General features: G+C 62.3%; 17 protein-coding genes. 10 read left to right on the forward strand and 7 right to left on the reverse strand.

The window, feature by feature from the left end; genetic code table 11:
• Nucleotides 1-7: 7 nt before the first annotated feature.
• The 5 genes from ACZ1JV_RS18780 to ychF all read left to right on the forward strand — a co-directional run bounded on the left by ACZ1JV_RS18780 (nucleotide 8) and on the right by ychF (nucleotide 4,230).
• Nucleotides 8-862, forward strand: coding sequence for a TraB/GumN family protein (locus ACZ1JV_RS18780; RefSeq protein ID WP_465150031.1), 855 nt, complete (start codon nucleotides 8-10; stop codon nucleotides 860-862).
• On the forward strand, nucleotides 855-1,637 hold the full coding sequence (locus tag ACZ1JV_RS18785) for a metallophosphoesterase (protein ID WP_465150032.1): 783 nt from the start codon (nucleotides 855-857) through the stop codon (nucleotides 1,635-1,637). The genes ACZ1JV_RS18780 and ACZ1JV_RS18785 overlap by 8 nt, the downstream gene beginning before the upstream one ends.
• Before the next feature lie 157 nt (nucleotides 1,638-1,794).
• On the forward strand, nucleotides 1,795-2,406 hold the full coding sequence (locus tag ACZ1JV_RS18790; protein ID WP_465135319.1) for a 50S ribosomal protein L25/general stress protein Ctc: 612 nt from the start codon (nucleotides 1,795-1,797) through the stop codon (nucleotides 2,404-2,406).
• 87 nt (nucleotides 2,407-2,493) lie between these two features.
• Nucleotides 2,494-3,063, forward strand: a complete 570-nt coding sequence (gene pth / locus ACZ1JV_RS18795; protein WP_465150033.1) for an aminoacyl-tRNA hydrolase — start codon at nucleotides 2,494-2,496, stop codon at nucleotides 3,061-3,063.
• Between the two features lie 66 nt (nucleotides 3,064-3,129).
• The gene (gene ychF / locus ACZ1JV_RS18800) at nucleotides 3,130-4,230 is read left to right on the forward strand and encodes a redox-regulated ATPase YchF (protein WP_465150034.1); all 1,101 of its coding nucleotides are present in this window, start codon (nucleotides 3,130-3,132) and stop codon (nucleotides 4,228-4,230) included.
• A 4-nt stretch (nucleotides 4,231-4,234) separates the two neighbouring features.
• Here the strand turns inward: ychF and ACZ1JV_RS18805 are convergent, their stop codons facing one another.
• Nucleotides 4,235-4,675, reverse strand: a complete 441-nt coding sequence (locus tag ACZ1JV_RS18805) for a MerR family transcriptional regulator (protein ID WP_465150035.1) — start codon at nucleotides 4,673-4,675, stop codon at nucleotides 4,235-4,237.
• Nucleotides 4,676-4,716: 41 nt separating this feature from the next.
• Between ACZ1JV_RS18805 and ACZ1JV_RS18810 the strand changes: the two genes are divergently transcribed.
• Both ACZ1JV_RS18810 and ACZ1JV_RS18815 read left to right on the forward strand, forming a co-directional pair.
• A complete protein-coding gene (locus ACZ1JV_RS18810; RefSeq protein ID WP_465150036.1) occupies nucleotides 4,717-5,472 on the forward strand; it encodes a MauE/DoxX family redox-associated membrane protein in 756 nt (251 codons plus the stop codon).
• Between the two features lie 43 nt (nucleotides 5,473-5,515).
• Entirely contained in the window at nucleotides 5,516-6,766 is a 1,251-nt protein-coding gene (locus ACZ1JV_RS18815; protein ID WP_465150037.1) for an alkaline phosphatase family protein, read from the forward strand.
• Between the two features lie 30 nt (nucleotides 6,767-6,796).
• On the opposite strand, the gene ACZ1JV_RS18820 is transcribed toward ACZ1JV_RS18815, so the two are convergent.
• Both ACZ1JV_RS18820 and ACZ1JV_RS18825 read right to left on the reverse strand, forming a co-directional pair.
• Nucleotides 6,797-7,744, reverse strand: coding sequence for a DUF2167 domain-containing protein (locus ACZ1JV_RS18820; protein ID WP_465150038.1), 948 nt, complete (start codon nucleotides 7,742-7,744; stop codon nucleotides 6,797-6,799).
• Between the two features lie 50 nt (nucleotides 7,745-7,794).
• A complete protein-coding gene (locus ACZ1JV_RS18825; protein ID WP_465150039.1) occupies nucleotides 7,795-8,349 on the reverse strand; it encodes a hypothetical protein in 555 nt (184 codons plus the stop codon).
• A gap of 347 nt (nucleotides 8,350-8,696) precedes the next feature.
• Between ACZ1JV_RS18825 and ACZ1JV_RS18830 the strand changes: the two genes are divergently transcribed.
• Complete coding sequence (locus tag ACZ1JV_RS18830) at nucleotides 8,697-8,852, forward strand: hypothetical protein (RefSeq protein ID WP_465150040.1); 156 nt, start codon at nucleotides 8,697-8,699, stop codon at nucleotides 8,850-8,852.
• A 183-nt stretch (nucleotides 8,853-9,035) separates the two neighbouring features.
• Nucleotides 9,036-9,278 carry a hypothetical protein gene (locus tag ACZ1JV_RS18835; RefSeq protein ID WP_465150041.1) on the forward strand — a complete coding sequence of 81 codons (243 nt, stop codon included), beginning with the start codon at nucleotides 9,036-9,038 and terminating at the stop codon, nucleotides 9,276-9,278.
• Here ACZ1JV_RS18835 and ACZ1JV_RS18840 read toward each other — a convergent pair whose 3' ends face one another.
• Genes ACZ1JV_RS18840 through ACZ1JV_RS18850 form a run of 3 tightly spaced genes read right to left on the reverse strand, consistent with a single transcriptional unit; the run spans nucleotide 9,279 to nucleotide 10,042 of the window.
• Nucleotides 9,279-9,452, reverse strand: a complete 174-nt coding sequence (locus tag ACZ1JV_RS18840) for a hypothetical protein (RefSeq protein ID WP_465150042.1) — start codon at nucleotides 9,450-9,452, stop codon at nucleotides 9,279-9,281.
• The gene (locus ACZ1JV_RS18845; RefSeq protein WP_465150043.1) at nucleotides 9,449-9,631 is read right to left on the reverse strand and encodes a hypothetical protein; all 183 of its coding nucleotides are present in this window, start codon (nucleotides 9,629-9,631) and stop codon (nucleotides 9,449-9,451) included. The genes ACZ1JV_RS18840 and ACZ1JV_RS18845 overlap by 4 nt, the downstream gene beginning before the upstream one ends.
• 24 nt (nucleotides 9,632-9,655) lie before the next feature.
• A complete protein-coding gene (locus tag ACZ1JV_RS18850; protein ID WP_465150044.1) occupies nucleotides 9,656-10,042 on the reverse strand; it encodes a M15 family metallopeptidase in 387 nt (128 codons plus the stop codon).
• Between the two features lie 128 nt (nucleotides 10,043-10,170).
• Here ACZ1JV_RS18850 and ACZ1JV_RS18855 point away from each other — a divergent pair, with 128 nt between their 5' ends.
• Nucleotides 10,171-10,449 carry a hypothetical protein gene (locus ACZ1JV_RS18855; protein WP_465150045.1) on the forward strand — a complete coding sequence of 93 codons (279 nt, stop codon included), beginning with the start codon at nucleotides 10,171-10,173 and terminating at the stop codon, nucleotides 10,447-10,449.
• 25 nt (nucleotides 10,450-10,474) lie between these two features.
• On the opposite strand, the gene ACZ1JV_RS18860 is transcribed toward ACZ1JV_RS18855, so the two are convergent.
• A complete protein-coding gene (locus ACZ1JV_RS18860) occupies nucleotides 10,475-10,909 on the reverse strand; it encodes a DUF4376 domain-containing protein (protein WP_465150046.1) in 435 nt (144 codons plus the stop codon).
• Between the last annotated feature and the right edge of the window lie 91 nt (nucleotides 10,910-11,000).

Consider the following 11,000-nt stretch of genomic DNA (forward strand, 5'->3'; position numbering starts at 1 on the left):
CAAGACGATGCGCTGGCTTCTTGCCCTTCTGTCACCCATTCTTCTGGCCGCGTGCTCCACGCAGCCGGAAGCGGCAAATCCCGCCCTCTGGCACGTGGAAGGCCCGGATGGCCAACAGGCGTGGCTGTTCGGCACGATCCACAGTGTGAAGCACCCGCTCGCGTGGAAAACCCCGGCAGTAAGCAAGGCGCTGGCCGGATCGGACACGATCATGGTCGAAGTGAGCAACCTTTCCGACGAGAAGGCCGTTGCCGCAACCTTCACACGACTTGCCAAGGGCGATGGAGAACCCCTTCTTTCAGAACGAATTTCTCCGGATAAGCGCCCTGCACTCGCCGCTCTTCTGAAGCGCGGCAGCTACTCCGATGGCGACTTTGCGCAGATGGATACCTGGGCGGCCGCCCTCACCCTCGCTCGCATCGGCGCCAGCGATGATGAAAGCCGCAACGGCGTCGATCGGGCAGTAATGGACCAGGCCGATGGCAAGCCCGTGGTCGAACTCGAAGGTGCCGAACGCCAACTGGGCCTGTTCGATAGCCTGCCCGAAGCCGACCAGCGCGACCTGCTCGCTTTCGTGGTGACGGACCAACAGGGTGACGATGACAGCCACCTTTCCGAAAGCTGGCGCAAGGGAGACATGGCCGCGATCGAGCAGGAAACGCGGCGCGGGATGCTGGCCGATCCGGAATTGCGCGCGGTGCTGTTCACCGGCCGCAACCACGACTGGACCGGCAAGATCGCGCAGGCCATGCAGGACGGCCAGCATCCGTTCGTGGCCGTGGGCGCTGCCCATATGGCGGGGCCGGAAGGTCTGCCCGCCATGCTCGCAGCCCGTGGCTACAAGGTCACCCGCGTTGAGTGACGGCGATGAACGCCCCGCGCCTGAGATCCTCGATTCAGGACCGTTCGACATCATCGGAGATGTCCATGGTTGCGCGGATGAACTGGAAGACCTGCTTGCCAGCCTGGGATACCGTGTCAGTTGGAGCGATCGGCGAGTAACCGTTACGCCGCCATCGGGCCGCCGCGCGATATTCCTGGGCGATCTGGTCGATCGCGGCCCACGGTCGCCCGACGCATTGCGCATCGCCCGGCACATGGTGGAAACCGGAAAGGCCCTGGCGGTTATCGGCAATCACGACGACAAGCTCGCGCGCTATCTCGCGGGGCGAAAAGTCACGATTGCCCATGGACTTGCGGAGACTATCGAGCAGTTGTCCGAGGAAACGCCCGATTTCCTGGCCGGGATGCAGGCATGGCTCGGGGAACTGCCCAGCCACCACGTTCTCGACGACGGAAAGCTGATCGTCGCCCATGCCGGCTTCAAGGAATCGCTGCTTGGCCGCACCGGCAAAGCGGTGCGCGCCTTTTGCATGTATGGCGAAACGACCGGCGAGATCGACGAATTCGGGCTACCTATCCGCGGCGATTGGCCCGCCCGCTACACCGGTTCCGCCACGATCGTTTACGGCCACACACCCGTTGCCGATGCGATATGGCGCAACGGAACGATCTGCATCGATACCGGGTGCGTATTCGGTGGTAAGCTCACGGCCCTGCGCTATCCCGAACTCGAACTGGTTTCCGTTCCGGTCAGACGCACATATTGTGAGCCAAGCCGCCCACTGCCGAAGTGAACCAGCCTGCGCAGAGCCGCTGCGCTTGCATTTCCGCCGATTTCGCATTAAGGGCGCGCGCTTCCCGTCATGGTCATCCCTGGAGGCGTGGCGGGAACGGCGCGGATCGGTGAGCGGTCCGATGCCGATCTATATCCAGTTTTGAAAGGCAAGTCCCATGAGCGATACGCTTAACCTGCCGGCCGAGACGCGTGAACGGGCTGGCAAGGGAGCCTCCCGTGCTCTGCGTCGTGATGGCCGCGTTCCCGCCGTCGTCTACGGTGGCAACGAAGAACCCATCGCGATCCACGTCGAGGAAAAGGAGCTGGTCCGCCAGCTCATGACCGGCCACTTCTTCAACTCGATCATCGAAGTTGAAGTTGGCGGCAAGAAGCTGCGCACGCAGCCCAAGGACGTTGCCTTCCACCCGGTCACCGACCGTCCGCTCCATGCCGACTTCCTGCGCCTCGCCAAGGGCGCGACCGTGCACGTGAACGTGCCGGTGGTCTTCGCCAACGAAGACGCTTCGCCGGGCCTGAAGCGCGGCGGCGTGCTGAACGTCGTCCGTCACGACCTTGAACTGGTCTGCGACGCCGACAAGATCCCGCACGAAGTCACCATCGACGTGACCGGCTTCGACGTGGGCGAATCGATCCACATCAGCCACGTGAAGCTGCCCAAGGGCGTTGCTTCGGCGATCACCGACCGCGATTTCACCATCGCGACGATCGCTGCTCCCTCGGCTCTGAAGAGCGCCGAAGGCGACACGACCAAGGAAGAAGCCGAGTAATCGGATAATTCCAGAAATTGGCCCCTCCCGCCCCGGCATCTCCGGCGCGCGGGTGGGGCCTTTTGCTTTTTCGGGATCAGTTACGTCATGCAGCTATGGGTCGGCCTCGGTAATCCCGGACCGCAATATGCGATGAACCGCCACAACGTCGGCTTCATGGCGGCGGATGCGATTGCCGAAATCCACCGCTTCGGCCCGGTCCAGAAGAAGTTTCAGGGCTGGCTGCAGGAAGGGCGCATCGGCACGGAGAAAGTGCTGCTGCTGAAGCCTGCCACGTTCATGAACGAAAGCGGCCGCGCCGTGGGCGAGGCGATGCGCTTCTACAAGCTGGCGCTTTCGGATCTCACCGTGTTCCACGACGAACTCGATCTCGCCCCGTTCAAGGTGAAGGTGAAGCAGGGCGGCGGCCATGCCGGGCACAATGGCCTGCGCTCGATCGATCAGCACCTTGGCCCGGATTTCCGTCGCGTGCGACTGGGTATCGGCCATCCCGGCCACAAGGACCGCGTCCACGGCTATGTGCTGGGCAACTACGCCAAGGCCGAAATCGACCCGCTGGCAGACATGCTGGGCGCCGTGGCCGCAGAAGCCGACCGCCTTTCCGCCGGTGACGACGTCCGCTTCATGAACGACGTGGCCCTGCGTCAGCAGGACTAAGGCCAGACTCGCTATCCGTCGCGACTGAGGCTAAGGCGCGGCCAAACATTTCTTCCGGAGTTACACATGGGTTTCCGTTGCGGAATCGTGGGCCTGCCGAATGTCGGCAAGTCGACCTTGTTCAATGCGCTCACCGAAACGCAGGCAGCGCAGGCGGCCAACTATCCGTTCTGCACCATCGAGCCCAACGTCGGCCAGGTCGGCGTGCCCGATCCGCGTCTGGACAAGCTGGCCGCGATCGCCGGTTCGGCCAAGATCATCCCGACGCAGCTGTCCTTCGTAGACATCGCCGGCCTGGTGCGCGGCGCCTCGAAGGGTGAAGGCCTGGGCAACCAGTTCCTCGGCAACATCCGCGAAGTGGACGCCGTCGTCCACGTGCTGCGCTGCTTCGAGAACGACGACATCCAGCACGTCGACAACAAGGTCGATCCCATCGCGGATGCCGAGACTGTCGAGACCGAACTGCTGCTCTCCGACCTCGAAAGCCTGGAAAAGCGCGTTCCCGCCGCCCAGAAGAAGGCTGCGCAGGGCGATAAGGAATCGAAGATCATCGCTTCGGTGCTCGGCCAGACGCTGGAACTGCTGCGCGACGGCAAGCCCGCCCGCCTGACCCAGCCCAAGGACGACGACGAAGCCCGCGTCTTCGCACAGGCCCAGCTGCTCACCGCCAAGCCGGTGCTCTACGTGTGCAACGTAGAGGAAGAAGCGGCCGCCGAGGGCAACGAGTTTTCGGCCCGCGTCTTCGAGAAGGCCAAGGCCGAGGGCGCCACTGCCGTCATCGTTTCCGCCGCGATCGAATCGGAACTGGTCGGCATGGAGATCGAGGAACGCATGGTGTTCCTCGAAGAGATGGGCCTGCACGAAACCGGCCTCGCCCGCATCATCCGCGCCGGTTACGACCTGCTGGGCCTGCTGACCTTCTTCACCGTCGGCCCCAAGGAAGCGCGCGCGTGGACGGTGCACAAGGGCGCCACGGCACCCGATGCGGCCGGCGAAATCCACTCGGACATGCAGCGTGGTTTCATCCGCGCCGAAACCATCGCCTATGACGACTATGTCGCGCTGAACGGCGAAACTGGCGCCAAGGAAGCCGGCAAGCTGCGTCAGGAAGGCAAGGAATACATGGTGCACGACGGCGACGTCATGCACTTCAAGTTCAACGTCTGATTGTTCAGGCGGCGCAGGTTTTCGAACTTGCGCCGCTACATAATCCGGTTTCCTCGAACGATTCGAGGATCGGGCAAGGCCCCTCGTCTGACCCCGCGCATTCGTGGGCAAGCCGGCGCAGCGACTGACGGGCCGTTTCCAACTGCGCGATTTCCCGATCCAGTGCCGTCAGACGCACTTGCGCCATTTCCCGCGCCCTCGGCCGGTCTCCGGTGTGATCGAGGCTGATCAGTTCGGCAATTTCATCGAGAATGAAGCCCGCCGCCTTGGCCGAGCGGATGAAACGCAGCCGCCGCACATCCTCCTCGCCATAATGCCGCTGCCCTTTCGCGCCGCCGGTCGCTGCCGGGCGAGGGTCATGTAACAGCCCCTTGCGCTGATAGAACCGCACCGTCTCGACACCTACGCCGCCAGATCGGGCCAATTCGGAAATCGTCAGGGCCATGCTTGACTCCGTACCATGGTACGGAAGGTATAGCCTTCTCCATGACGCAGCAACAGACCGGAAAACCGACGGCGGTACTGCACCGCATGGTCATGGAAAAGCACTCGTGCCCCTGGGGCATCAAGTCGAAGCACTTGCTCGAAAAGCTTGGCTACAAGGTCGAGGATCACTGGCTCATCACGCGTGAGCAGACCGATGCCTTCAAGGCCGCGAACGACGTCGCCACCACGCCGCAGATCTTCATCGGCGGTGAGCGGATCGGCGGCTACACCGACTTGCGCAGGTATGTCGGACTGAAGATCCACGATCCCAAGGCCAAGACCTATCGCCCGGTTATCGCCGTGTTCGCCACCGGGCTTGGCCTTGCGCTGGCGGCAAGCTGGGCTGCGTTCGGCACGCCCTTCACGCTGCGCGCAGCCGAGTGGTTCGTCTCGATGACGATGATGCTGCTGGCCATGCTGAAGCTGCAGGATGTCGAGCAGTTCTCGACGATGTTCCTCGGCTATGACCTGCTGGCCAAACGGTTTGTGCCTTACGCCTACGCCTATCCGTTCCTGGAATTCGCGGCGGGTGCGTTGATGACGGCGCATGCCCTGCCCTGGCTCTCGATCCCCATCGGCCTGGTGATCGGCGGCATCGGCGCGGCTTCGGTGTTCTATGCGGTCTATATCCAGAAGCGTGAACTCAAGTGCGCCTGCGTCGGCGGATCGGGCGCGGTGCCGCTGGGCTTCGTTTCGCTGACCGAGAACCTGTTCATGGTCGCCATGGCGCTCTGGATGCTGGCGCGGATGGCATAACCCGCCATCGACCTGTCATGATCGCGGGGCTAGAGGCGCCTGCATGAAGACGCTTCTCCCCCTGATCGGCGCGCTTGCCGCGCTTTCTTCGCCTGCCATCGCCAAAACCCCGCCCAAGGACAGCCGCGAGCCGGTCGTCATCCTGGTCTCCATAGACGGGTTCCGGGCCGACTACCTCAATCGTGGGATCACGCCGAACCTCTCGGCGCTTGCCGCCAAGGGCGTGAGCGCGGCCATGCGCCCCTCGTTCCCCAGCAAGACCTTTCCCAACCACTGGGCGCTGGTGACCGGCAAGGTTCCAGACCGCAACGGCATTATCGCCAATGGTTTCGAGGATCCGGCCCATCCGGGCGAGAAGTTCACGATGTCGAGCGACGAACCCTACTGGTGGGACGAAGCCGAGCCGATCTGGGTCACCGCCGAAAAGGCCGGCATCCGCACCGCGACGATGTTCTGGCCCGGCTCCAACGTGGCATGGGGCGGCACCTGGGTGACCGAGCCGTGGAAGGAAGCCGTGGGCGGCACACGGCCGAGCGACTGGCAGCAGTACAACCGCGCCGTCTCGCCCGTACAGCGCGTCAACGTCGTGCTGGACTGGCTGCGGCGCCCCGCCGCAACGCGACCCAAGCTGGTCACGCTCTATTTCGACGATGTGGACACCGCCGGCCACCGCTATGGCCCGGACGACGCGCACACCAATGCGGCGGTGACCGAAGTGGACGCAGACATCGGCAAGCTGATCGCGGGACTGCACGAACTCGGTCAGACCGCCAATGTGATCGTCGTGGCTGACCACGGCATGGCCGCCGTATCGAGCGAGCGCAGCATCGCACTCGATCAAGTGGCCGATCCGGCGCTCTACAAGGCGGGCGATACCGGGCCTTTCGCCGCGCTCACGCCGACCGAGGGCAACGACGCAAAGCTCGCCGCCGCGCTGTTGAAGCCGCACGATCACATGCAATGCTGGCGCAAGCAGGACATCCCCGCCCGCCTGCACTACGGCCGCAACCCGCGCATCGCGCCCTATTTCTGCCTTGCCGAGACGGGCTGGATGATCAACGCGACCAAGCCGGACAAGCCCTCGACCGGCGGCGCCCACGGGTTCGACAATGCCGCACCGGAAATGGCGGCGCTGTTCGTCGCTTCCGGTCCGGCCTTCGCGGCCAACCGCAAGCTGGCGGCGTTCGACAATGTCGATGTGGCCCCGCTGCTGCGCGATCTGCTCACCCTACCGCAAGCCACGGACGGCGATGGCAATGACGCTCCGTTCAAGCCGGTGCTGAAGGCGAAGTAGGGGAAACCTACCTCGCCTTCCAAAACGTCATCAGGCGTCTGAAGCCTCGCTGCCGGCCGGTTCGTCCCGGTCGGCAGCCGCGCGGCGGCCGAACAGACCGCCGATCTTCTTGCGCAGCACGGCAAAGCCGGCGATCACAGCCACCGCGATCGGCTTGAGGAACTTCAGCAGGATCGCAAGCAGGCCGAGTTTCTTGGCAACGGCAACACCCACGCCCGCGGCGACCAGACCGCCGATGCCGTATTCGGCCGTCTTGTCGGTCGAGGAATCGTAGTCCTGATAGCGCGAGCCCGCATCGAAAGCCGCGTGATCGGCAAATGCCGTCGCCGCCTGCCGCACGTCGCCAAGATGGTCCATCGATGAAACCAGATTGAGGCTCAGCACGCCGCGCCGCCCCAGCGTGCGCACATCGTAATTCAGGCTGTGGACCTTCGCGTCGCCGAACGCGATATCCTGTGCCCAGACTACCGAATGCGTGCCGGCGTCGTACTTCGGCTGCTCCGCCCAGCCGGCCAGATGCATCGGCGAATAGCCGTCCGCCTTGCGCTGTTCGTTACGCTCGTCCTCACCCTCGCGCATCTGTGACAGCAGCTCGGCGTAGTCCACCTTGCCGGCATCTTCGTCGTTCACGAAGCCCGTGTCCTCGTAGGTGACGACCGCGCCCCAGGCGTCGCTCAGCGGCGATGTGCCGGCCGGCATCACCAGCCCCAGTACGCCTTCGGCCACTTTCGGCGGATTGCCCCAGATTTCGACGATGATCTTCCGGGCGTCTTCCGGCCCGTAGAAGTCGTAAGCAGATCCCAGATCCAGCGTCGCATGCGCGGCTGCGATGGCGATCTTGCCGTGTTGCGGATGAAGCGATTTCGCTGCCGCCACTGCGGCGGGCGGCAGGCTGGCTTCCTCTTCCGCCGCCCATGCCGGCGAACCGGCAACACCAATAAGCGCCGCAACCGCGACGCCCAGCAAACGCACCTTCATGAATTTTCCCCATTCAATGAACCGGCATAATGCCGATGCAGTGGAACGGGTCAATCAGCGGTGGCGGTTTCCCCGGCACTTTCAGACGCTTGCCCCGGCGTGTCGGTGCACGTCACCTCTCCATCGGCAAGGAAGGCTACACGCTCCTGCGAATCGTGGAGGACCAATCGCGCCGGCCAGTGTGTATGGTTCGACCCGCCGACGCGATCGGGCAAGCTCACCAGATCGACCCATGTTGAGAGCCCGACGTAAGTTGCGCGCGCATTGCCCGGTAATTGCGCGCTTTCCAGCTTGGCAGCATAGCGCTTCAGATCGCCTTCGATGCGCATGAAGCCCTCTTCGGCATTGCCGATGAAGATCGGGTCCGCCTCCCCCTGCTTGCGGAACCGGCAGCCGGGCTTGTCGAGGCCATAGCGCTCCACATCCACGCTGGTGATCGGCTTGGGAACGATGGGCTTGAACGGTTCCTTGCTCATCCGCTCGACCATCGCGACGTCATGCGCATCCTCGGCATCCTTGCGGGCCGGATCCTCCCGGCCGCAAGCGGAGAGGGAGGCCATGGCGGCAAGAGCGAGGCCGGGGGCAAGCATCGTGGATCGCGTCATTTTCGTCCGAACAGCTTCTCGATATCCTGATGTGCCAGCTTAACCAAGGTCGGTGCACAAACAGGAATTTATGGTTCATCTATTTTTTGGTCAATGCTTGGCCGGAAAAACGGTTCCAAACCCGCAGAAACGTTGGGCGAAAATGAGAGAGCACCGCGATGCAAGAACTAACTTCCGGTACAGGCTGTGCACCGCGTCAAGGCGCCACGCTTGACGGGCTCAGCGATTCTCCGGCACAGAGTCCGCAGGACATCAGGGTCGATAAACGGACCGGTTCCTTCCAATCGATAGCGGTAACCATCGAGCCTTAGCGCTCGCATGATTACCCCGGACGAAGGAAGGAAGCTATGAACGAGAATGATGCCAGGGTCCTGAGCAAGCTGGCCGACAAGAGTCCGTTTTGGACGGTCGTCGCCATCCTCATCCAACGCCTTCCGCTAATTCTCGGCGCCATTTTCGGCACGGCCGGTGCTGCCTCCCTGCTGAAGATCGTTTTCCCATGAACTTTTCGCCCCCCAACCACCAAGTCCATTTGGTTACGCGCCAGGCCAAATGCTCCCGATTGCCGGTATGCTCGATCGTGTCCACCACCGGACACCAAGTCATCGGCGCGATTCAAACCTCGGTCTGAATGGTCGATAAGGGCGGCAACCATTGCGCGGTAGTTCGCGCGCTGGAGGTGGATGATGGACGACAATACCCGAGATGTCTTGAACGGCCTTAGAGAAGACAAGGCCTATGCGACGATGCTGGCGATTGCTGTGATCTCGAAAGAGAAACCTCCGGCTCCGCCGAAGCGTCACCGCTTGATCTGGGGCGGTATGGCCACGCTTATAGTGTCGTTCGCGCTGACAAACCCACACACGCCGACCCTGTTGCGGGCTGCGGTGGATTATTGGGCGGCGAGTACCGTCGAGCACCGGCCTTGATCAGATTTCTTTGCCCAGATTGACCTTGCCGATTACCCATTCACCGATTCGAATCACCGTCCAGATTAGCGATGCCGCCGCTGCGACTGTGGGCAGAACCTGTGCAAGCGATCCGAGCGCGACTCCGGTGCTGACGACATCGATGAGATTCTTGAGATCGCCATGATCGATCACATCGAGGCCCAAACCGACACGGCGATCATTACGATCTGCTCAACGGTCTCGGGCGCGAAGTTCACACCGCCGATGGCAATGCCGCCACCCACCAAAACGATTATGATGCGCTTACGAATCGCCGCGTTGGCGATGAGCTTAAGGCCGAATTCGGCTATGGCGGAGAGAACCTTTTTCATGCAGCTATTTAGCTAGCGGCTGCATCAGGCCGGGTAAGACGCCCACGGCAGTTGCCAGTGCGGACCATCCTTGAAAGTCTTCCAGTCCCCTCCCCATTCGATCTCGATGCCGAGTTCTGTGGCCGCCTGTTTCACGGCCTTTTCGAGCACATAGAATTGCTCCCAATCCCACGTCACCCTTCCATCGACGATCGGCGCCAAGTCCACTGCATGGCCGGTCAGATGACGGGATTTCATGGTTGTGGATTTTCCGGTGCGCAAAAGCTGACGCTGACAGGTGAGCGTCCGTGGGCCTTCGACGACAGTGAAATCGATCGAGGTGATAGTGATCGCGCGGCTAACGACGCGGATAAGATCGGGGTGGACGCCTACGAGACGGGCGACCGAACGGGCTGAGAGGGAGTATGTCACCAGCTATTTAGCTCGACCGGTAACTCGACCCATCAGGTCTCCGTTCCGCCTTGACGAAGCGCCCTCCGGAACCACAAACTCTCGTTGACTCTGAATTTGTTACGTCGGCACGCGAGGAGAGTGGAGCTATGGCCCTCTTTGATGATTTCGATGACGATGAGGTGAGCGACGAAGAGAAGGCGGCAATCGCCCGCGCTCTCGAAATCTCCATCACCGCAGACGAGGCGACATACCATCAGCGCGCTCGTGAATTGATCGCCGAACACGGCGATAACGTTGGCGTCTTCCTCGAAATTGAAATCGAGCGTGCCCGCAACGCTAACAAACACGATGTATCACAAGACCTCTTCCTACTTCGAAATTCGGTGGCGATGGCCCTGTGGACCGGCAACGGCACCCTGAACTGACCACGATCTGTGCGAACTTTAGGCATCACTCTGCGACGGTCGGCCATCCCCCGGTCACATCGATCGCATCCAGTTCGGCGATCGTTGATGCGCTGTCGATCTCGTCCTTCAGCGTGAAACTGTGCGTGAAACAGGCGTTCACATAGGCGCCGACCGCCAGGCCAAGCTTGATGGTTTGGTCCGCGTCGAACGTCCGATAGGAATTGTCGAACATCCGCCAGGTGATGGAGAAAGCTTCACCGTACTGTTTCGCCAGGACGGCCATGTTGACCGCGCCGTTGACGTTGGTCCGGCTTGCGTCATCGGAATCGACATCGCCGAATTCGGTCGTCGCGACTGAGGACCTAATTTCGCGCACGGACATGACCTCGGCAATCTTGTCGATTTTCGAGGCCGCCAGGATATCGCATTCGGGCGTTTCGTATGCGACCGAGACATATTCGTCGCCCCGGAGTTCCACGCGCCAATTCTGCGGAGGGAACGGAACTTCAGTCCAGCGATGGCCTTCCGGAGCGTCCGGAAGACCACCGCCCGTGGATGTGGAAATGAAT

Source organism: Novosphingobium sp. BL-S-19 (assembly GCF_055521675.1).

Bases quoted from the DNA above. Each gene is read 5' to 3' on its own strand.
- ACZ1JV_RS18780 (WP_465150031.1), top strand. From the start codon at position 8: ATGCGCTGGCTTCTTGCCCTTCTGTCACCCATTCTTCTGGCCGCGTGC.
- ACZ1JV_RS18790 (WP_465135319.1), top strand. From the start codon at position 1,795: ATGAGCGATACGCTTAACCTGCCGGCCGAGACGCGTGAACGGGCTGGC.
- pth (WP_465150033.1), top strand. From the start codon at position 2,494: ATGCAGCTATGGGTCGGCCTCGGTAATCCCGGACCGCAATATGCGATG.
- ychF (WP_465150034.1), top strand. From the start codon at position 3,130: ATGGGTTTCCGTTGCGGAATCGTGGGCCTGCCGAATGTCGGCAAGTCG.
- ACZ1JV_RS18805 (WP_465150035.1), bottom strand. From the start codon at position 4,675: ATGGCCCTGACGATTTCCGAATTGGCCCGATCTGGCGGCGTAGGTGTC.
- ACZ1JV_RS18810 (WP_465150036.1), top strand. From the start codon at position 4,717: ATGACGCAGCAACAGACCGGAAAACCGACGGCGGTACTGCACCGCATG.
- ACZ1JV_RS18815 (WP_465150037.1), top strand. From the start codon at position 5,516: ATGAAGACGCTTCTCCCCCTGATCGGCGCGCTTGCCGCGCTTTCTTCG.
- ACZ1JV_RS18820 (WP_465150038.1), bottom strand. From the start codon at position 7,744: ATGAAGGTGCGTTTGCTGGGCGTCGCGGTTGCGGCGCTTATTGGTGTT.
- ACZ1JV_RS18825 (WP_465150039.1), bottom strand. From the start codon at position 8,349: ATGACGCGATCCACGATGCTTGCCCCCGGCCTCGCTCTTGCCGCCATG.
- ACZ1JV_RS18830 (WP_465150040.1), top strand. From the start codon at position 8,697: ATGAACGAGAATGATGCCAGGGTCCTGAGCAAGCTGGCCGACAAGAGT.
- ACZ1JV_RS18835 (WP_465150041.1), top strand. From the start codon at position 9,036: ATGGACGACAATACCCGAGATGTCTTGAACGGCCTTAGAGAAGACAAG.
- ACZ1JV_RS18845 (WP_465150043.1), bottom strand. From the start codon at position 9,631: ATGAAAAAGGTTCTCTCCGCCATAGCCGAATTCGGCCTTAAGCTCATC.
- ACZ1JV_RS18855 (WP_465150045.1), top strand. From the start codon at position 10,171: ATGGCCCTCTTTGATGATTTCGATGACGATGAGGTGAGCGACGAAGAG.